Origin of the sequence: Prosthecodimorpha hirschii (assembly GCF_001305515.1) — a bacterium.
GTDB lineage: Bacteria > Pseudomonadota > Alphaproteobacteria > Rhizobiales > Ancalomicrobiaceae > Prosthecodimorpha > Prosthecodimorpha hirschii.
Genome location: NZ_LJYW01000001.1, coordinates 214,549 through 233,680 on the forward strand (window position 1 = coordinate 214,549; position 19,132 = coordinate 233,680).

Consider the following 19,132-nt stretch of genomic DNA (forward strand, 5'->3'; position numbering starts at 1 on the left):
GGAGGGACCGTGAGACGGGTGCTGCTGGTCGAAGACGACGATGCCGCGGCGGCCGATCTCGCCCGCATCGCCGATCATGCCGGCTGGACGCTGACCCGCGTGGCCTCCACGGCCGGGGGCCGGACGGCGGTCGCCCGCGAGACGTTCGATCTTCTGGTGGTCGATCGGATGCTGCCGGACGGCGACGGGCTCGATTGGGTGCGCAGTCTGCGCGCCCGCGGGCCGGCCGTACCGGTGCTGATCCTGAGCGCTCTCGGCCGCGCCGCCAACAAGGTCGAGGGGCTGGACGGCGGCGCCGACGACTATCTCGCCAAGCCGTTCGACCCGGACGAATTCGTCGCCCGCGCCCGCGCCCTGATGCGCCGCGCCGCGATGCCGGCGGAAAGCCCCGATCTGGTCCGGCTCGGCGATGTCGAGATCCACGTCAAGGCGCGGACGGTGCATCGGCGCGGCCAATTCGTCGCCGTGTCGCGCAAGGAATTCGAATTGTTGCACAAGCTGGCCGACCATGCCGGCGACGTGCTGACCCGCTCCATGCTGCTCGACGCGGTCTGGAACCTCCGCTTCGACCCGCAGACCAATGTGGTCGATGTCCATGTCAGCCGGCTGCGGCGCAAGCTGGAGATCGACGGGTTGCCCAATCCGATCGTCACCCAGCGCGGCGAGGGCTACGCCTTCGAGCCGGTCTCCCCATCGGAGGCGAAGGATCTGGCCGGCGCCAAGGGTCCGATGGACGCGACGAATCCGAGCGAGCCGGGGGGCCCGGACGCGACCGGCGCGCGGCAGCCGTGACGGCGCCGGCGGCCGTCCGCCCGACCGCCCTGATCCGCTCGGCGACGTTCCGTCTCGCGCTCGGCATCGCATTGGCGATCGCCGTCGCCAATGGGGTGATCTTCGCCGGGGTCTATTGGTTCGCCGCGCGCGAGGTGGCGGCCCGCACCGAGGCGCTGGTCCGCGCCGATCTGACCGGCCTCGCCGATCTCTACGCCCAGCGCCGCCTGATCGCGCTGCGCGAGGCGATCGAGACGCGGCTGGAACGCGATCCGACCGTGGCGGCGGTCTATCTCCTGACCGACAAGAGGGACGGCCGGCTCGCCGGCAACCTGGCGCGCTGGCCGGACGGCGTCCCGACCGGCGAACGGCTCGGCCGCTTCACCGCTAGCGCCGACGGCCGCCCGCCCGGCGACTATTGGGGCGCCGGCACGACCCTGCCGGGCGGATTCCGGCTCGTCATCGGCCATGCGCTGGCCGAGGACGACACGCATCTCGCCCGCCTCGCCCTGATCCTCATCGGGGCCTCCGCCGCCACCCTGGCGCTCGGGATCGGCGGCGGCGTGCTGGCCAGCCGGCGGCTGTTCGCCCGGATCCTGGCCGTCAACGAGGTCGCCGCCGCGGTCGAGGCCGGCACCATGGCGGCACGCGTCGCCGGAGCCGACCGGCCGGACGAGTTCGGCGACCTCGCGCGCCACGTCAATGCCATGCTCGAACGCACCGAGCGCCTGATCGGAGGCCTGCGCGAGGTCTCCGACCGGATCGCGCACGAACTGCGCACGCCGCTCAACCGCATCCGCGGCCGGATCGATCTGATCGCCGACGCGGGCAGCGAGACCGAACGGGCCGCCGCCGCCGAGGCCGCCCGGACCGAGGTCGCCGACACCGTGCGGGTCTTCGAGGCCTTGCTCGACATCGCGACCACGGAGGCCGAGGCCGGCAACCGGGCGGGCCTGGCGCCGGTCGACCTCGCCGCGGTGGTCGCCGACGTGGCCGACCTCTACGAGGCGGTGGCCGAGGATCGCGGCATCGTGCTGACGGTCGCCGCGGCCGGTCCGGTGCCGGTGCTCGGCGACCGGATGCTGCTCGCGCGGATGCTCGCCAACGTGGTCGACAATGCGGTGAAATTCTCGCCCCCGGAGGCCGGGGTGACGATCGCGCTCACGGTCGCCGAGGATCTCGCCGTGCTGTCGGTGACCGACCGCGGCCCCGGGCTCGACCCGGCCTTCCGCAAGCGCGCCTTCGACCGCTTCACCCGCGGCGCCGACACCGCGGAGGTGCCCGGCCATGGCCTCGGCCTCAGCCTCGTGCGCGCCATCGCCATCCGCCACGGCGCCCGGATCGAGCTGACCGATGCCGAACCGGGCCTGACCGTCACGTTCCGGCTGCCCCTCGGTTCGGCCACCTGACCCGTCGACCGTCCGGCCGACGGGGTCGCACTTCGGGACCGGTCTGCGGGCCGGGCTCGCTCAGGCTCGGTGCGGATCTGCAACACGGCTCCGGTTACGGTGGATTACAAGATGCGTCATATCGCGAATTTCACGGCGGATGCGTGGACAAGTGCGGGGTCGTGCCCGAACAATCCCGCAGGCTTCAAACGCATCGCCCTCTTCGAGCATCCCTCAATGTCGCGTCCGCTGTCGTCCACCATCCTCGTCCTCGCGGCCGGCCTCCTGTCCGGCTGCGCAAGCGTGCTCAATGAGCCCATCAACCTGCCGGCCGTCGAAGCCGCCAACGCGGCCGAGTTCGTCGCACCGAGTTCGGAGGACAACGCCACCCTGATCGGGCTGTCCTTCTCCGGCGGGGGCACCCGGGCGGCCGCGTTTGCCTATGGCGTGCTCAAGGAAATGGCGGCGACGCCGCTGCCCGGCGAGGGCGGCAAGCGCAATCTGATCGACGCGGTCGGCTTCGTTTCCGGCGTCTCGGGCGGGTCGGTCACCGCCGCCTATTTCGGCCTCAAGGGGCCACAGGGTTTCCAGGACTATCGCGAGACCTTCCTGACCCAGAATGCCGAGGAATATCTGCGCACCTCGGTGGTCCGGCCGTCGAACCTGCTGCGCGCCCTGTCCGGCGGCGTCAACGACCGCACCGGCTTCGCCCGCTGGCTCGACGAAAAGGTGTTCCGCAATGCCCGCTTCGGCCAGATGCGCCGGCCCGGGGCGCCGGTGGTCTGGATCAATGCGACCGATCTCTACAGCCGGGCGCCCTTCATCTTCGAAGCGGAGACGTTCCGGGCTCTGTGCAGCGACCTGAACCAGTTGCCGCTGTCCGAGGCCGTCGCCGCCTCGGCGGCGGTGCCGGTCGCCTTCGCGCCGATCGTGCTGGAGGCCTATGGCCCGCGCTGCACCTACAATCCGCCCGGCTGGCTGGAGACCGCGCGCCACAACATGCAGGCCGCGCAAAGCCTCAAGAACTATGCCCGCGCGCTGGAGAACTACCGCGACCCGGCCAAGCTCAAATATGTCAAGCTGCTCGACGGCGGCCTCGCCGACAATTTCGGCGTCACCGGCCTGACCATCGCCCGCGCCGCGTCGCAGACGCCCTATGGCCCCCTCACGCCGCGTCAGGCCGTGCGCATGAAGCGGATGGTCTATCTGGTGGTCAATGCCGGCCGCGAGCAGATCGGCGACTGGGGGCGCCGCCTCGAAGGTCCGAGCGGCGGCGAGTTCCTCAGCGCCGTCACCGACGCGATGATCGAATCGACGGTTGCCGAGAGCTACGACGCGTTCCGGATGACCATGCGCGACTGGCAGCAGCAGCTGATCGAATATCGCTGCAAGCTTTCCTTCAGCGAGGTCAAGCGCCTGCGCGGTTCGACCGCCGGCTGGGATTGCCGCGATCTGAAATTCTTCATCGGCCAAGTCGCCTTCGACAACGTGCCCGACCGGCAGGCCGCGCTCAACCAGGTGCCGACCAGCCTGCAGCTGCCGGCCGCCCAGGTCGACCTGGTCATCGAGGCCGGCCGCGAGGCTTTGCGCGCCAACCCGACCTTCAACGGCGCCCTGCGTTCGATGGAGGGGCTGCGCACGGCCGGCAAGTCGCGGATGACCGTCGGCGAAGCCGCTTCGGGCGGTGGCGGCGGCGGCGACTTCAAGCCCGATCCGCGATGACGCCGGCCCCGGCCCCTCCGTCAGCCTTCATCCTGCGGCACGACCGTTGGGTCGCCAGCCTGGCCATGGGGCTGGCGGCCTACACCACGGCCTATTCGCTGTCCAAGGGCCTGTGGCTCGCCATCCCGGCGGCTCTCTCGGCTCTGGTGGCGACCTTCATCCTGTGGCGGCCGATGGTGACCCGTCCACCCCGGACCTCGCTCTGGGGCGCGGTCGGGCTCGGCGCCGCCGTGGTCCTGGTGAGCTACCCGGTGATGCTCGCCGTCGGCCTGCCCTTCGAGGCCTTCCTGTCCGACAAGCCGATCGAGACCACGCCCGGCTCCTCCCGGCTGGAGGATTTCGCCTATATGATCGCCTTCGCGATGACCTACGGGCTCTTCTTCGGAGTCATGTTGACCGGATGGATCACCATACCGGTCGGCATCGCGGTCGCCTGGACGGTCGCCTTCTGGCGCCGTTCGGCCGAGAAGCGTCTGGCGGCCACCATCCCGGATGTGCCCGCGCCGCCGCCGTCCGCCCCGACGCCTTGACGACAAATGCCGAAGGCGCCTGGCCGGGTCGCGAGCGGCTGCGCGGTGGCCGCAAGGGGCAAGGCGCCCTATCCCTGCCGCGACATGCCGCGTCGTCCGGCGGATAGCTCCGGACGGCGCCGGCTCCGACACTCCCGACCGTTGCAGCGCCGGGATCCGGGGGAAAGACAATGAGAACGCATGCGCGCGTGGTGGTCATCGGCGGTGGCGTGGTGGGCGTCGGCACGCTCTATCATCTCGCCAGGAAGGGCTGGACCGATGTCTGCCTGATCGAGCGCAAGGAGCTGACCTCCGGCTCCACCTGGCACGCGGCCGGCCTCTTGCCGCTGTTCAACCTGTCCTATTCGGTCGGCCAGCTGCACAAATATTCGGTCAAGCTCTACGAGAGCCTGGAAGCCGAAACCGGCCAGCATGTCGGCTTCCGGAAAGTCTCCAACATCCGTCTCGCCCGGACCAAGGATCGCTGGGACGAATACATGTACTACAAGGGCATCGCCGACACGATCGGGATCCGTGTCGAGGTGCTGACGCCCGACGAGGTCAAGGCCATCTGGCCGCTCTGCGAGACCGACGGGCTCCTCGGCGCGATCCGCCACCCCGACGACGGCTATATCCAGCCCGCCGACCTGACCCAGGCGATGGCCAAGGGCGCCCGTCAGCGCGGCGCCGAAATCTACCGCTTCACCACCGTCACCGGCATCGAGCAGCAGCCGGACGGCCTCTGGCTGGTGAAGACCGACAAGGGCGACATCACCTGCGAGCACGTCGTCTCGGCGACCGGCAACTTCGCCCGCAAGACCGGCGCCATGGTCGGGCTCGACATCCCGGTCATCCCGGTCGAGCATCAGTATATCGTCACCGAGCCGCATCCGGCGATCCAGGCGCGTCACGCCGCCGGCCTGCCGGAAATGGGCGTCCTGCGCGAGAGCGACAGCGCCTGGTACATGCGCGAGGAGGCCGGCGGCCTGATCCTCGGCCCCTACGAGAAGGGCGCCCCGTGCTGCTACATGGACGGCCCGGCCGACGACAGCGAATACGAGCTCTTCCAGGAGGATCTCGACCGGCTCGCGCCGCATATCGAGACCGCCATGGTGCGCGTGCCGGCCTTCGGCGAGGTCGGCGTCAAGAAGGTCTATAACGGCGCCATCGCCTATACGCCGGACGGCTCGCCGATCGTCGGCCCCGCACCGGGCCTGAAGAATTTCTGGCTCAATGAGGGCCATTCCTTCGGCGTCACCGCCTCGGGCGGCGCCGGCTGGCAGCTGGCCGAATGGATCGTCGAGGGCGAGCCGACCATCGACATGGGCGGCGTCGACCCGCGCCGCTTCGGCCCCTATGCCTCGCGCGGCTATCTGCGCGAGAAGAACGAGGAGGCCTACCGCAACGTCTTCACGCCGCACTATCCGGACGAGGAGCGCGAGGCCGCCCGCCCGCTCAAGACCTCGCCCTGCTACGACCGGATGAAGGCGCTCGGCGCCGTGTTCGGCTCGGTCTACGGCTGGGAGCGCCCGAACTGGTTCGCACCCGCGGGCTACGGCATCGACGTGGCCAGCCTCGACAAGCCGGACGTGATCACCAACCACAACCATCCGACGCCGGATGCCGACGGCACCGTGAAGGAGATCTGGTCCTTCCGCCGGTCGAACTATTTCGAGCATGTCGGCAATGAGATCCGCGCGGTCACCGAGGGCGTCGGCCTGCAGGACATGACGCCCTTCGCCAAGATGCTGGTGACCGGCCCGGGCGCGCGCGCCTGGCTCGACCGCATCCTGGCCAACCGCATCCCCAAGCAGCGCGGCCGGCTGGCGCTCAGCCACCTGCTGACCCCGTCGGGCGGCGTCCGCGCCGAGTTCACCGTCTACGAGCGCGCCGCCAACCAGTTCTATCTGGTCTCCGCCGGCGGCCTGGAGCGCCACGACCACGACGTGCTGGAGCGGCTGCTGCCGGCCGACGGCAGCGTCAATCTGCGGCCGCTGACCACTTCGATGGGCGTCTTCGTGCTGGCCGGCCCGCGCTCGCGCGAACTGCTACAGTCGCTGACCGATACCGACCTGTCGAATGCCGCCTTCCCGTGGCTGACCGGCAAGGCGCTCTCGGTCGGCACGGTCGGCGTCGATGCCCTGCGCGTGAACTTCGTCGGCGAACTGGGCTGGGAGTTGCATCACCCGATCGAGATGCAGAACCGGCTGTTCGACCTGATCATTGAGGCCGGCAAGCCGCTCGGCATCCGGCCCTTCGGCATCCGCGCCATGGTGTCGATGGCGCTGGAGAAGTCCTACCGGAACATGGGACGCGAACTGTCGATCGAATATTCCGCCTATGAAAGCGCGCTCGACCGCTTCGTTCATCCCAACAAGGGCGACTTCATCGGCCGCGACGCGCTGGTCGCCGGCCGCGAGAAGGGCTACCCGAACCGCTTCGTCACGCTCGAACTTCTCGACGCGACCGATGCCGATGCGCGCGGCTCCGAGCCGATCCTGAAGGACGGCGTGCTCGTCGGCCGCTGCACCTCGGGCGGCTATGGCTGGCGCACCGGCAAGTCGCTGGCGCTGGCCATGGTGCGGCCCGATCTCGGCGAGGTCGGCACCGAACTCGAGGTCACCGTGCTTGGCACGAAGCACCGCGCCGTGGTGGTGCCGGAGAGCCCGTTCGATCCAGACAATCTGCGCCTGCGCGCCTGAAGTCCGCCCCGCAACGAGACGGCCCGGGCCGCGGCATCGATATGCTGCGGCCCGGACGGGTGCCCTGCCCGGTTGCGAGATCGCATTGACTTCGCCGGCCTGCGGCATTCTCATTTGCCGATGACCGAGACGATCAAAGGCCCCGCGTCGTATTTCCCGTCCATCGAGAAGAAATACGGCCGTCCCATTGCCGAATGGAAAGCGCTGGTCCGTGCCGCCTATCCGGCCCGGCACATGGAGCTGGTCGCCATGCTCAAGGAGCAGCACGGCATGGGGCACGGCCACGCCAATGCGATCGTCGCGCACACGCTCGCCGAGGACAAAGCCTGACCGCGCCGCCTCGGACGACGGGACGCCCCGCCCCGGCCTCGATCTGCCGATTTCGACCTGTCCGGCGCAGGTTTACAGAAATCGTTAACCATACGGGAACGGTCCGGCGTCACACTCTCCGGCACTGGGAGTGACACGCCATGCTCGCCATCGCCGGCTCGTCCGCATCCGCCACCAGCCTGACCGCCGCGCTCGCCGCAACGGGCGGCGGCGCCGGTGCGAGCGCGACGCGCGACCAACCGGCCGGCCGGCGCACCGCGGCGGCCATCGAGGTCTCCGTGACCCGATCGACCGCGACGACCCTCGCGATCGCCACGCCGAACCCGCGCGATACGCTGGCCGGCGGATTGAAGTCGCTCGATGCCTCCCTCGACCATCTTCTCGCCAAGGGCGGCGACGCGTCGGGGAGCGACAAGCTCGACCGGCTGCAGTTCCTGCTCGACAGCCTGCAGATGATCCTGAAGGACCGGGATCTGTCGTCGTCGGACAAGATCGCCATGCTCGGCTATCTCGCCGACGTGGCCGGCGGCAAGGAACCCGCGGACGGGGCCAAGGCCGCCTTCGGCGCGGCGATGAGCAAGGTCGCGGATCGGGCGAACCTGCCGCCCGACCGGGCGGCCGACTATCGCGGCCTGCTCGGCACCTTCGCGGCCCCGCCGGAGCCAGCAGGCGCCACATCCGGTGCAGGAGCCGCCGCGACGATCTCCCGGGCCGAAAGCCTGTCGATCTCCATCAAGGGCGCCTTCGAGGTGGTGACCGACCAGGGCAGCGTGACGGCCGATTTCGAATTCACGCAGGAGATGGTCGCCGGCTTCTCGGCCGCGATCGGCGACGGTGCGGCGGAGGTCGCCACGCTGTCGGCGGCGCGCTCGACCCTGTCGTTCCACCTCTCCGCCAATTCCGCCTATCGCGGCGGCCCCGGCGCGGGCTCGTCCTGCGACAGGGCGGCGTGAGTTCGCGCCATCGTCGCGCCATGTCGCTCCGCCGACAGTGACGGTCCGGGAGACGATAGCCCGGCGGGCGGCGGCGAGGCAGCCTCACGATTGGAAACCTGCCGGTACGGCGCGGCTTCGTGCGCCCCCTATCCCCCTGAGGATCCGACCGAAATGGCCGATGACGATCTCGATCTGAATTCGCTCTCCGACGACGAACTCGTCGAGCAGATGTGGGACGACCTCTATGACGGCCTCGCCGCCGAGATCGAGGACAGCGTCAACATCCTGCTCGGGCGCGGCTGGACGCCCTACGACATTCTGACCAAGGCGCTGGTCGAGGGCATGCGCATCGTCGGCGTCGACTTCCGCGACGGCATTCTGTTCGTGCCGGAAGTGCTGATGTCGGCCAATTCGATGAAGGCCGGCATGGCCATCCTGCGGCCGCTGCTCGCCGAGACCGGCGCGCCGAAGATCGGCAAGATGGTCATCGGCACGGTCAAGGGCGACATCCACGACATCGGCAAGAATCTCGTCTGCATGATGATGGAAGGCGCCGGTTTCGAGGTGATCGACCTCGGCATCAACAATCCGGTCGAGAACTACCTGAAGGCGATCGACGAGCATCAGCCCGACATTCTCGGCATGTCGGCGCTGCTGACGACGACCATGCCCTATATGAAGGTGGTCATCGACACGATGCGCGAGAAGGGCATCCGCAACGATCACGTCGTGCTGGTCGGCGGCGCCCCGCTCAACGAAGCCTTCGCCGAGGCGATCGGCGCGGACGCCTATTGCCGCGATGCGGCCATTGCGGTCGAGACCGCCAAGTCCTGGATGGCACGGCGCCAGGGCTCCGTGCAGGCGCGCGGGTGATCGAGATCGGCGGCAACCCCGGTTGCCGCCTTCGCCGCGCCCGGACGGACCGAACCTGATGACGGACGACGGCGACGACGATCGCAAGCCCGACGACGGCGCCACCGGCGCCGGACGCGTCACGGTCGAGCACGCCACGACCGAACGCGCTACGGCCGGCCGTCGCCGTGGCGGCCGGGCGGCCGCGATGGAGCGGGCGACCCGGACCGTCTCTCCGGCCTGGCCGACGACGACCACCGATGCCTCCGCTGCGTCCCCCGGCCGGGACACGGCGGCGCCGGTCGCGGCCGCCTGCAAACCCAGCCCCTCCACCCGACCGGCCGTCGACCGGTCCGCCCGCACCCTGGTGATCGGCTGCGGCGCGGTCGTGCGCGAGGCGATGGCGGCGCTGCGGCTCGCCGGGCTCGATCATGTCGATGTCGTCGGCATCCCGGCCAAATTGCACAACCGTCCCGAAAAGATCCCCGACGCCGTCCGCTGCCGAATCGCGAGCGCGCGCATCCGCGACGGCTATGGCCGCATCCTGGTCGCCTATGGCGATTGCGGGACCGGCGGCGAACTCGACCGGATGCTCGCCGCCGAGGGCGTCGAGCGGATCGCGGGCGATCATTGCTACGCCTTCTTTGCCGGCATCGACGACTTCGCGGCCTTGCACGACGCCGATCCGGCGACCTTCTACCTGACCGACTATCTCGCCCGCCATTTCGACAGCCTGGTCTGGCGCGGGCTCGGCCTCGACCGGCATCCCGACCTGCTCTCCGCCTATTTCGGCAACTACACGCGACTGATCTATCTGGCGCAGATGCCCGACCCGATCCTGGAGGCCGATGCGCGCGCCGCCGCCCGGCGCCTCGGTCTCGCCTTCGAGATGCGGACGACCGGGCTCGGCGGCCTCAGCGACTGGATCGCCGCCAAGGCCTGAACCGCAAGCCTGCGCCCTGCCCGCCGGTCGACGCCGCATTGGCGGCCAACGCCGCATTGGCGGCCGACGCCGCATCGGCGGCCAACGCCGCATCGGCGGCGAATTCGATTGTCCCGACAGCCTCGCCCCGATATGTCCTGCCGATGCGCCGTTCCACCGCCAATTTGATGCTTCTCGCCTGTGCCGCCATCTGGGGCACCGCCTTCGTGGCCCAATCCGTGGCCATGAAGACGCTGGATCCCTTCTGGTTCAGCGGATTGCGCTTCCTGATCGCTGCGGTCGCCCTGGCCCCCTTCGCGGCGGCCGAGCGGCGGCGCGCGCCGCAGCCCTTTCCGCGTCGCCATGTCGGCACGGTCGTGGCGATCTGCCTCGTCATGTTCGCCGCCTCGGCCCTGCAGCAGGTGGCGATGGTATCGGCGACGGCCACCAATGCCGGCTTCCTGACCAGCCTCTACGTGCTCTTCACCCCGATCGTGGGCTGGCTGCTCTATCGGGACCGGCCGCGGCCGATCGTCTGGGTCGGGGCCGCGATCGGCCTGTCCGGCACGTGGCTGCTCGGCGGCGGGCTTTCGGGCTTCACCCGCGGCGACGGCATGATCGTGCTGACGGCGGTCGGCTGGGCGGCGCTGATCGTGCTGATCGGGCGGGTGGTTCAGGCGGCCGGCCGACCGGTCGGGCTGGCCTTCGTGCAGAGCCTCTTCACCGGGCTCGCCTGCGTGGCGATCGCGATCCCCACGGCGCCGATCGCCCTGGACGCCGTCCGCGACGCCGTCTGGCCGCTTCTCTATGGCGGTCTTCTGTCCGGCGGGCTCGCCTACACGCTGCAGGCGCTGGCCCAGCGGCATACCAGAGCCTCGGACGCGGCGATCGTCTTTGCCGCCGAGGCACCGTTCGCTGCCATCGGTGGCGCCCTCCTGCTCGGCGAAAGGCTGACGGCCGCGGGCGCGATCGGCTGCATTCTGATCTTCGGGGCCATTCTGCTCGTTCAACTCTGGCCGGATCGCCGCGGCAGCGTCATCGAAACCTAACACCGACGTCATCTTTCGGTCATCTACGGCCTTCGGCAGATATACGCAAAAATATCCCATCAGTAACTTTGCGTGAAGGAATGTTTCCAGGCTAGGCTATGCACCCATAATGGGCGGACGGGATCCCGGACGCGACTTCAGGGGGAGTATCGGCCCGTGTCCTGTAACCTTTTCTTGTCATTGCGAAACTGGCGTCCCGGCCTGGCCGCCCTGCTCTTGGCGGCAACCTCCGCGGTCGCGCTTGCAGGGTCTCCTGCCACGATTGATTCCGGCCTGCAGGAGGTCGTCGCCGCGGGTGGCAAAGCCGTGCAGCCCGACAAGACGAAGGGCTTCATCCCCTCAAAGGCGAGCCTCGCCCGCTTCGACAAGGAGAGCCGGGTCCTGACCGCGATCCCGCTCGACGGCAGCGCGACCGCCAACGCGGTACGCATCGCCATCGGGGCCGCCGGGGGGCGCGTCACGGGCATTTCGGATGTCGGCACTGGCCATATCGATGCCTATCTGCCGGTTTCGGCGATCGGCAAGGTCGCCGGCATCCCGGGCATCCGCGCGCTGCGGCTGTCGATCCCTCACAAGAATGCGGGCGTGATCACGAGCGAAGGCCTCGCGCCGATGAACGTGCCCAAACTGTTCAGCCAGGCCTTCGACCGCAAGGGCGCGGGCATCACGGTCGGCGTGCTGTCGGACAGTTTCAACGTCGTCCAGACGCATCCCAACATGGCCGACGACGTGGCCTCGGATGACCTGCCGGGCGGAATTGTCATCCTCGACGAGGGACCGGTCGATTCGGCCGACGAAGGCCGCGGCATGGCGCAGATCATCCATGACGTGGCGCCCCGAGCCCGGATCTGCTTCGCCAGCGCCTTCAACGGCCTTTCCTCCTTTGCCGCCAATATCCGCGCCCTGGCGGATCGCAATGGCCCCTGCAAGGCGGACATCATCGTCGACGATGTGACCTACTCCGACGAATCCGCCTTTCAGGACGGAATCGTCTCGCAAGCCGTCGATGACGTGACCAGCCGGGGGGTCGCGTATTTCACCTCTGCGGGAAACTCGAACTCCAGTGGCTATAGGGCCGAGTACAACCCGATCGCCTTTGCAGACGCGGCGATTGCGGATCCCCTACTCAACCAGATCCCTGTCAATGAGCGTCCGATCTCGGTGCACAATTTTGGCACCGCGCAATCGCCTGCCTTGAATCAAAAGGTTTATCTTTACGGAACCTTTTTGCTCAATTGGGACGAGCCGACCGGTAACGGCGCGGTCAAGCGAGACTTCGCACTCTATATCTACGATGTGGACGGCACGTATCTCGGCGCTGTCGACGATCCGAATGCCAGCATCGACGTTCCGGTCGAAGGATTTTCGCTTCCCGGGTACCCCTATCGCTATGTCATTGGCCTTCGCGGCACGACCGATACGTCGTCTCGAAAAACCATTCTGCAGACCTATGTGTGGGGGAATGTCGCCTTTTACGATGTCTATCAGCCGCATGCGCCGACCACGATCGGACATGGATGCGCGGCCGGCGCCAACACGGTCGCGGCCGTCTTCGCCGGCACGCCTTCCCAGCCGGAGGATTATTCCTCGCAAGGTCCCTGCGTGATCACCATGGACACCGCCGGCAGCCGCCTGAAGAAGCCTATTCTGCGTCGGAAGCCGGACATTGCCGCGCCGGACGGTGTCAGCACGACCTTCTTCTACGGAGCCGCGGGACCGTCGGGCTATCCGCGCTTCTTCGGCACCAGCGCTGCCGCCCCGCACGCGGCTGCCGTCGGCGCCCTGATCTGGGCCGATGCCGGCAAGTCCTCGCCGGCCTGGCTGGCCGATCTGCTCAAGAAATCCGCGCCGGCCCACCTTCTGCGCAGTCAGGATATGACGCTCAGCTTCGGCGACAAGAAATATCAGGCAACTCTGAACGTGACCGGCGCCGTCTACCGGAACTCGACCAACTTCACCTTGACGATCAACAAGGCGCCGAACCAGGCCGTCCTGCGCCAGATGAGCCTCGATCTCTCCACCGCAACGAAACCCGTCGCACTCGTCCCGAACTCGATCCAGTTCCTGGCATCGTCGCCCGCCGTGGATGTGACGATCGCGCCCAATACCGGCAGCACTGCGCGCGCCGCCACCTACACCTTCAACAGCGGCGGACCGTCGGCGGGCCAGCAACGCCAGTTCAGCTTCATCTACTATCTCGATGTGAACTCACGTTCGCGGCTCGCCGCCAGTCTGGACGGGATGACGGTTCGGCTGACCTTCTCGGACGGCCATGTCATCACCGGCAAGGCCGCGCTCGACAAGCCGGCCACGGGCTGGGACAGCAACCTGGGCTATGGCCTGATCGACGCCTATGCGGCCGCCATCCTGGCCCGAAAGTCACCGCCGACACGGACCGTGGACGCTCCGTAATCCGACCCCCGCAATACCAACGGCCCAGGATGCTGACGCATCGGGCCGTTGAAGCAACGCGAATTTCTCATAGGCGTCAGAGGCATGAGAAATTCGCGTATCGAATACCGACGATCATTCCATGACCGTCGGTACAATCCGCCCCGCAATCCGGCCCGTTGGCACCCTTTCCCTCGGCCCGGGAACCGGTCCCGCCCCTCGCCAAGACGACGCCCGTCATTCCGGACGGGTGTCGGCGGCGAGGAACGCGCCCTCGGGCTCGGTCATGATGCGATCGACGGGGTGCACGGCCGCCCGAGTCAGCCAGGTTGCGGCGGGTCGGGCGCCGGTCCCGACCGCACGATCGGAAAACGAACGGCCTGAACCGCCCGACCGCTGCACGGCTGCAACACCCGGCGCAGACCGCGTTCATTTCAATGTCGTCATGTTCGTTGGACATTGATGGCAGTATATCCGCCCCCTAGGTTGGCCCCTATGGCGCGAACACTCTATCTGCATATCGGCATGCCGAAGACGGGATCGACCTCGATCCAGGAGTCGTTCGATGCCCACCGGGCTGAACTTTCAGCGGCAGGCATCAACTATCTCGATTTCGGGCCGAGCCATTCCAAGGTTTTTCTGGCGCTGTTCTCGCCGAAGAAGATGAAACTGCGGGCGAGGGTCACCAAGCATCTCGGTGCCGACACCGCGATGACCGACTACTCTCTCGACGACCTCGAACAGGCTTTCAAGACCCAGCTGACGCTGCCGAATGCCGGGATCACGATCGCCTCCGGGGAAATGCTGTTCCGCTTCTCCAAGACCCAGTGCCGCGACCTGCACCGGTTCCTGTCGCCGCATTTCGATACGATCCGCGTCGTCGCCTACCTGCGCGAGCCCCTGAGCCTTGCCAACAGCCGCGCGCAGCAGAACGTCAAAGGCGCCCGCGGCACTCTCGGCGAGATGGCCGATCTGGCCGCGATCCATGCCGGCCGCAGCCCGCTGGTGCCGCATTACCGGGAGCATGTCGAAACCTGGGCCTCCGTCTTCGGCCAGGACGCGATGATCCTGCGCGAGTTCGACCGCAAGCAGTTCGTCGGCGGCGACCTGCTGGTCGATTTCTGCCATGTGGTCGGCGTGCCGGACACCCTGCACGCGGCGCTTGCCGGGATCTGGACGAAGACCGCCCGCAATGCTGAGACCATCCTGATCCTCGACAGCTATCTGCGGCGCAGCCGTGAAGGCCACCGCCCGGCCTTCGCTCCCTTGCGCGACCGCCTCGAAGATGTTCCCGGCTCCCACTTCTCGCTGCCCGAGCCCGTGCTGCGGGCGGTGATGCAGGCGGTCGAGGCGGACGTGGCCTGGCTGCGCGCAGAGACCGGGCATCCATTCTTCGCCGGCGCCGATCCCGCAAAGGTCGCGGGCGCGGCGGCGTGGAGCGACGAGACGCGCGCGGCGCTCGCCGGGATCCTGGGAAGTCCGGTCGCCCCGATCGACCGCGCCGATCCGGTCGCCGCCCAGGCCGCGATCGACCGGCTGACCGACCAACTGGCCGCAGTCGTCGGGCCGAGCCGCAGGGCGGGCGGCAAATACGATCGCGGTCGGCTCGGCCCGGCTTTGGAGCGGATCGCCAACCTTGTCCGCTTCGCCCTGCGCCGCCTGAAGCGGGCCGTGCGCCGCTGAACGGCCCCGCGCGGCCCTTGCCGTCAGCGCTGCCGGTTTTCCCAGTCCGGATGGATGAAATAGGGCGCGTTCGATCGCGGCAGCGGCGTCCGGCCGAGCACATGGTCGGCGATCTTCTCGCCGATCATGATGGTCGGCGCATTGAGATTGCCGGTGGTGATCGACGGCATGATCGAACTGTCGGCGACCCGGAGGCCGTCGACCCCATAGACCCGGCCCTCACCGTCGACCACCGCCCGGCCGTCGTCGCGCCGCCCCATCCGGGCCGTGCAGGAGGGATGATAGGCGCTCTCGACATTGCCGCGGATCCAGTCGTCGATCGCCGCATCCGAGGTCACGTCCGCGCCCGGCTGGATCTCCTCGGCGCGCCAGCGGGCGAAGGCCGGCTGCGCGAACAGTTCCCGCGTCAGCCGCACGCAGGCGCGCATCTCCTCCCAGTCGTCGGGATGGCTCATATAGTTGAACAGGATCGACGGCTTGTCCTGCGGATCGGCGCTTTTCAGGCGGACATGGCCGCGCGATTTGGAGCGCATCGGCCCGACATGGGCCTGGAAGCCGTGCCGGTCGACATGCGCGGCGCCGTCGTAGCGCACCGCCGCGGGCAGGAAATGATACTGGATGTCCGGATAGCGGATGCCGGCACGCGAGCGGATAAAGCCGCAGGTCTCGAAATGATTGGTCGCGCCGAGCCCGTCGCGGCGCAGGATCCAGCGCATGCCGATCAGCGCCTTGGCGAGCGGGTTCATATGCGAATAGAGCGTGACCGGCTCGCGCGCGGCGACCTGGAAATAGAATTCCAGATGATCCTGCAGGTTCTCGCCGACCCCCGGCCGGTCGGCCAGGACCGGGATGCCGAGACGACCGAGTTCCGCCCCAGGTCCGACGCCCGAGAGCTTCAGGATCTGCGGCGATCCGATCGGACCGGCCGACAGGATCACCTCGCGCCGCGCCCGGATCGTCTCGCGGGCGCCGCCCCGCTCGATCTCGACACCGACCGCCCGGCCGGCCTCGAACACGACGCGGGTGACCAGGACGTCGGTCATCAGCGCCAGATTATTCCGTCTCAGGGCCGGCTTCAGATAGGCATTGGCGGTCGACCAGCGCCGGCCGCGATGGACGGTCATGTCCATGCGGCCGAAGCCTTCCTGCCGGTAGCCGTTGACGTCGTCGGTCTCGGCATAGCCGGCCTCGCGGCCGGCCTCGACGAAGGCGCGGTAGAGCGGGTTCTTCAGCGTGCCGTAGGAGGTATTCAGCGGACCGGACCCGCCGCGATACTCCGTCTCGCCCTCCGCCCGGGTCTCGGCGCGCTTGAAGTAGGGCAGCACGTCCGCATAGGACCACCCCTCGGCGCCCTCCTCCGCCCAGCGATCGAAATCGGCCGGATTGCCGCGGATATAGACCATGCCGTTGATGGACGACGAGCCGCCGATCACCTTGCCGCGCGGGACATGCAGGTGGCGGCCGCCGAGATGCGGCTCGGCCTCGGTCTCGTAGAACCAGTTGTAGCGCGGCTGGTTCATGGGAATCGACAGCGCGGTCGGCATCTGGATGAAGATCGAGCCGTCCCAGCCGCCGCGCTCCAGCACGATCGCGCTGTGGCGGCCATCTTCGGTCAGGCGGGCGGCCAGGACCGAACCGGCCGATCCCGAACCGACGATGACGAAATCGAACTCCATGGACGGCATCCCGGACGTTTGAAGCGATGCGGCGGCGGTTGGACCGGTCGGCCGCTCAATAGGGGCTTTCGACATCGGCGAGCGCGACATAGACGCTCTTCGCCTGGGTGTAGTGCTCGACCGCGGCGCGGGAATTCTCCCGGCCGAGCCCGGACAGCTTGACGCCGCCGAACGGCAGTTCGATCGGCGTCACGTTGTAGTGGTTGATCCAGCAGGTGCCGGCCTCCAGCGCCGCCACGACGCGGTGGCCGCGGGTCAGGTCGCGCGTGAAGACACCGGCGGCGAGCCCGAACTCGGTGGCGTTGGCGCGGGCGACGACCTCGTCCTCGTCGTCGAACTCGAGCACGGTCATGACCGGCCCGAAGATCTCCTCGCGCACCACCGCCATGTCGTCCGAACAGCCGTCGAACACGGTCGGCGCGACGAAGAAGCCGCGGTCGAGACCGTCGCGCGTGACCCGGTCGCCGCCGGTCAGCACGCGCGCCCCCTCCGCCCGCCCCTTCCCGATATAGCCGAGCACCTTTTCCATGTGGTCGGCAGAGATCAGCGCGCCGACATGGCTCGCCGGATCGAGCGGATCGCCGACCACCATCCGCTCGACGCGCGCCTTGAGGCGGGCCAGGAACTCGGCCTTGACGGCGCGATGCACGAAGACGCGCGTGCCGTTGGAGCAGACCTCGCCGGCCGAATAGAAATTGCCGAGCAGCGCCCCGCCGACGGCATTGTCGAGATTGGCGTCGTCGAAGACCAGGATCGGCGACTTGCCGCCAAGTTCGAGTGTGACATGCTTCAGGCTGGCCGCCGCATCGGCCATCACGCGCTTGCCGGTGCCGACCTCGCCGGTCAGCGACACCTTGCGGATGCGCGGATGGGCGACCAGCGCCCGCCCGGTCCGGGCATCGCCCTGTACCACGTTGAAGACGCCGGCCGGCAGCCCGGCCTCGACGAAGATCTCGGCCAATTTGACAGCCGAAAGCGGGGTCAGTTCGGCCGGCTTGAACACCATCGCGTTGCCGCAGGCGAGCGCCGGGGCCGCCTTCCAGCAGGCGATCTGCAGCGGATAGTTCCAGGCGCCGATGCCGGCGACCACGCCAAGCGGTTCGCGCCGGACATAGCCGAAGGCGGAGGGTCCGAGATCGACCTGCTCGCCGGTCAGGGTCGCGGCGATGGCGGCGAAATAGTCGAGGCAATCGGCGCCGGACAGCACGTCGACGACGCTGGTCTCCTGGATCGGCTTGCCGGTGTCGCGGGTCTCCAGTTCGGCCAGTTCCGCGTTGCGGGCGCGCAGGATGTCGGCCGTCCGGCGCAGGATGCGGGCCCGCTCGGCGCCGGTCATGCGCGACCAGACCTTGAATCCGGCTTCCGCCGCCACGACCGCAGCCTCGACCTCCTCGGGCCCGGCAGTCTCGATCTCGGCCAGCAGTTCCCCGCGCGCCGGGTCGAGGCTGGTGAAACGCTCGCCCGACCGGGCCGATACGAAGTTGCCGCCGATATGGTTGCGGACCAGGGGGAAGCGGGTCATGGGCGTGTCCTTGTCGGTGCGGGCGCAACGAGGGCAAGAGCGAGCAGGGCGAGCTGGGCATCGACGAAGGCGGAGACCGTCGCCCGTGCGGCCGCGCTGTCGAGCGGGCGGTCGGACAGCGTGGCGCGCAGCCAGACCCCGTCGATCATGGCCGCGGTCGCCTCGGCGAGGCGCTGCGCCGCGTCCGGCCCGGCAAAGCCGCGGAAGCCCGCCTTCAGGTTGGAGATCATGCGCCGCTCGTAGACGCGCTGGACGCGCCGGAAGCGCGGCATGACCGTGACCTCGCCCCAGAAGGCGAGCCAGACGGTCGCGATGCGCCGTTCGAACTGGCATTCGCCCAGATTGGCGTCGATGACCGCCTGGATGCGCTCGCGCGGCGTGCCGGCGGCCCTCAGGCCCTCCGACACCAAGGCGCCGAGCCCGGCCGCGAGATGCCGGAGCGTCGCCTCCAGCAATCCGCCCTTGTCGGTAAAGTAAAAGGCGACCAGACCGGTCGAAATGCCGGCGCGGCCGGCGATCCCGGCCAGAGTCGTCTGCGCGAAGCCGACCGCGGCAATCTCGTCGATCGTCGCCTCGATGATCTGGCGGCGGCGCCAGTCTTCGGCCTCGGGCGTCCGGGCTCGAACGGTGCGGCGGGCGGTCTGCGGCAAGGGCGGTCTCGGGCTCGAGGCAGTTTTCTG

The 19,132-nt window shown here is 68.6% G+C and carries 15 protein-coding genes; 12 read left to right on the forward strand and 3 right to left on the reverse strand.

The window, feature by feature from the left end; genetic code table 11:
• The first annotated feature begins 9 nt into the window (after positions 1–9).
• The 12 genes from ABB55_RS30140 (at position 10) to ABB55_RS00905 (ending at position 15,254) form a co-directional block, all read left to right on the forward strand.
• Complete coding sequence (locus tag ABB55_RS30140) at positions 10–792, forward strand: response regulator transcription factor (RefSeq protein ID WP_083463242.1); 783 nt, start codon at positions 10–12, stop codon at positions 790–792.
• The gene (locus ABB55_RS00855) at positions 789–2,180 is read left to right on the forward strand and encodes a HAMP domain-containing sensor histidine kinase (RefSeq protein ID WP_054357114.1); all 1,392 of its coding nucleotides are present in this window, start codon (positions 789–791) and stop codon (positions 2,178–2,180) included. Before ABB55_RS30140 ends, ABB55_RS00855 begins: the two co-directional genes overlap by 4 nt.
• 216 nt (positions 2,181–2,396) lie before the next feature.
• A complete protein-coding gene (locus ABB55_RS00860) occupies positions 2,397–3,881 on the forward strand; it encodes a patatin-like phospholipase family protein (protein ID WP_083463243.1) in 1,485 nt (494 codons plus the stop codon).
• Positions 3,878–4,411, forward strand: coding sequence for a hypothetical protein (locus ABB55_RS30145; protein ID WP_054357115.1), 534 nt, complete (start codon positions 3,878–3,880; stop codon positions 4,409–4,411). The genes ABB55_RS00860 and ABB55_RS30145 overlap by 4 nt, the downstream gene beginning before the upstream one ends.
• Positions 4,412–4,581: 170 nt before the next feature.
• Positions 4,582–7,092 (forward strand): GcvT family protein, encoded by a 2,511-nt coding sequence (locus tag ABB55_RS00870; RefSeq protein WP_054357116.1) that lies wholly within the window; start codon positions 4,582–4,584, stop codon positions 7,090–7,092.
• 120 nt (positions 7,093–7,212) lie between these two features.
• A complete protein-coding gene (locus ABB55_RS00875) occupies positions 7,213–7,422 on the forward strand; it encodes a DUF4287 domain-containing protein (RefSeq protein WP_054361762.1) in 210 nt (69 codons plus the stop codon).
• A gap of 140 nt (positions 7,423–7,562) precedes the next feature.
• Positions 7,563–8,375: a hypothetical protein gene (locus tag ABB55_RS00880; protein WP_054357117.1), complete on the forward strand. Its 813-nt coding sequence runs from the start codon at positions 7,563–7,565 to the stop codon at positions 8,373–8,375.
• Between the two features lie 153 nt (positions 8,376–8,528).
• A complete protein-coding gene (locus ABB55_RS00885) occupies positions 8,529–9,230 on the forward strand; it encodes a corrinoid protein (RefSeq protein ID WP_054357118.1) in 702 nt (233 codons plus the stop codon).
• Positions 9,231–9,288: 58 nt separating this feature from the next.
• Positions 9,289–10,152, forward strand: a complete 864-nt coding sequence (locus ABB55_RS00890) for a DUF1638 domain-containing protein (RefSeq protein WP_244471937.1) — start codon at positions 9,289–9,291, stop codon at positions 10,150–10,152.
• Positions 10,153–10,295: 143 nt separating this feature from the next.
• Positions 10,296–11,180 (forward strand): DMT family transporter, encoded by an 885-nt coding sequence (locus tag ABB55_RS00895; RefSeq protein ID WP_152981876.1) that lies wholly within the window; start codon positions 10,296–10,298, stop codon positions 11,178–11,180.
• 156 nt (positions 11,181–11,336) lie between these two features.
• Positions 11,337–13,592: a S8 family peptidase gene (locus ABB55_RS00900; protein ID WP_152981877.1), complete on the forward strand. Its 2,256-nt coding sequence runs from the start codon at positions 11,337–11,339 to the stop codon at positions 13,590–13,592.
• Between the two features lie 474 nt (positions 13,593–14,066).
• On the forward strand, positions 14,067–15,254 hold the full coding sequence (locus ABB55_RS00905; protein ID WP_054357121.1) for a hypothetical protein: 1,188 nt from the start codon (positions 14,067–14,069) through the stop codon (positions 15,252–15,254).
• Between the two features lie 23 nt (positions 15,255–15,277).
• On the opposite strand, the gene betA is transcribed toward ABB55_RS00905, so the two are convergent.
• Genes betA through betI form a run of 3 tightly spaced genes read right to left on the reverse strand, consistent with a single transcriptional unit; the run spans position 15,278 to position 19,102 of the window.
• Positions 15,278–16,930, reverse strand: a complete 1,653-nt coding sequence (gene betA, locus ABB55_RS00910) for a choline dehydrogenase (RefSeq protein ID WP_244471938.1) — start codon at positions 16,928–16,930, stop codon at positions 15,278–15,280.
• A gap of 55 nt (positions 16,931–16,985) precedes the next feature.
• Positions 16,986–18,452: a betaine-aldehyde dehydrogenase gene (betB, locus tag ABB55_RS00915; RefSeq protein WP_054357123.1), complete on the reverse strand. Its 1,467-nt coding sequence runs from the start codon at positions 18,450–18,452 to the stop codon at positions 16,986–16,988.
• Positions 18,449–19,102, reverse strand: coding sequence for a choline-binding transcriptional repressor BetI (gene betI / locus ABB55_RS30570; protein WP_054357124.1), 654 nt, complete (start codon positions 19,100–19,102; stop codon positions 18,449–18,451). The genes betB and betI overlap by 4 nt, the downstream gene beginning before the upstream one ends.
• Positions 19,103–19,132 lie beyond the last annotated feature (30 nt).

Bases quoted from the DNA above. Each gene is read 5' to 3' on its own strand.
- ABB55_RS00870 (WP_054357116.1), top strand. From the start codon at position 4,582: ATGAGAACGCATGCGCGCGTGGTGGTCATCGGCGGTGGCGTGGTGGGC.
- ABB55_RS30145 (WP_054357115.1), top strand. From the start codon at position 3,878: ATGACGCCGGCCCCGGCCCCTCCGTCAGCCTTCATCCTGCGGCACGAC.
- ABB55_RS00890 (WP_244471937.1), top strand. From the start codon at position 9,289: ATGACGGACGACGGCGACGACGATCGCAAGCCCGACGACGGCGCCACC.
- ABB55_RS00860 (WP_083463243.1), top strand. From the start codon at position 2,397: ATGTCGCGTCCGCTGTCGTCCACCATCCTCGTCCTCGCGGCCGGCCTC.
- ABB55_RS00905 (WP_054357121.1), top strand. From the start codon at position 14,067: ATGGCGCGAACACTCTATCTGCATATCGGCATGCCGAAGACGGGATCG.
- ABB55_RS00880 (WP_054357117.1), top strand. From the start codon at position 7,563: ATGCTCGCCATCGCCGGCTCGTCCGCATCCGCCACCAGCCTGACCGCC.
- ABB55_RS00885 (WP_054357118.1), top strand. From the start codon at position 8,529: ATGGCCGATGACGATCTCGATCTGAATTCGCTCTCCGACGACGAACTC.
- betA (WP_244471938.1), bottom strand. From the start codon at position 16,930: ATGGAGTTCGATTTCGTCATCGTCGGTTCGGGATCGGCCGGTTCGGTC.
- betB (WP_054357123.1), bottom strand. From the start codon at position 18,452: ATGACCCGCTTCCCCCTGGTCCGCAACCATATCGGCGGCAACTTCGTA.
- ABB55_RS00875 (WP_054361762.1), top strand. From the start codon at position 7,213: ATGACCGAGACGATCAAAGGCCCCGCGTCGTATTTCCCGTCCATCGAG.
- ABB55_RS00895 (WP_152981876.1), top strand. From the start codon at position 10,296: ATGCGCCGTTCCACCGCCAATTTGATGCTTCTCGCCTGTGCCGCCATC.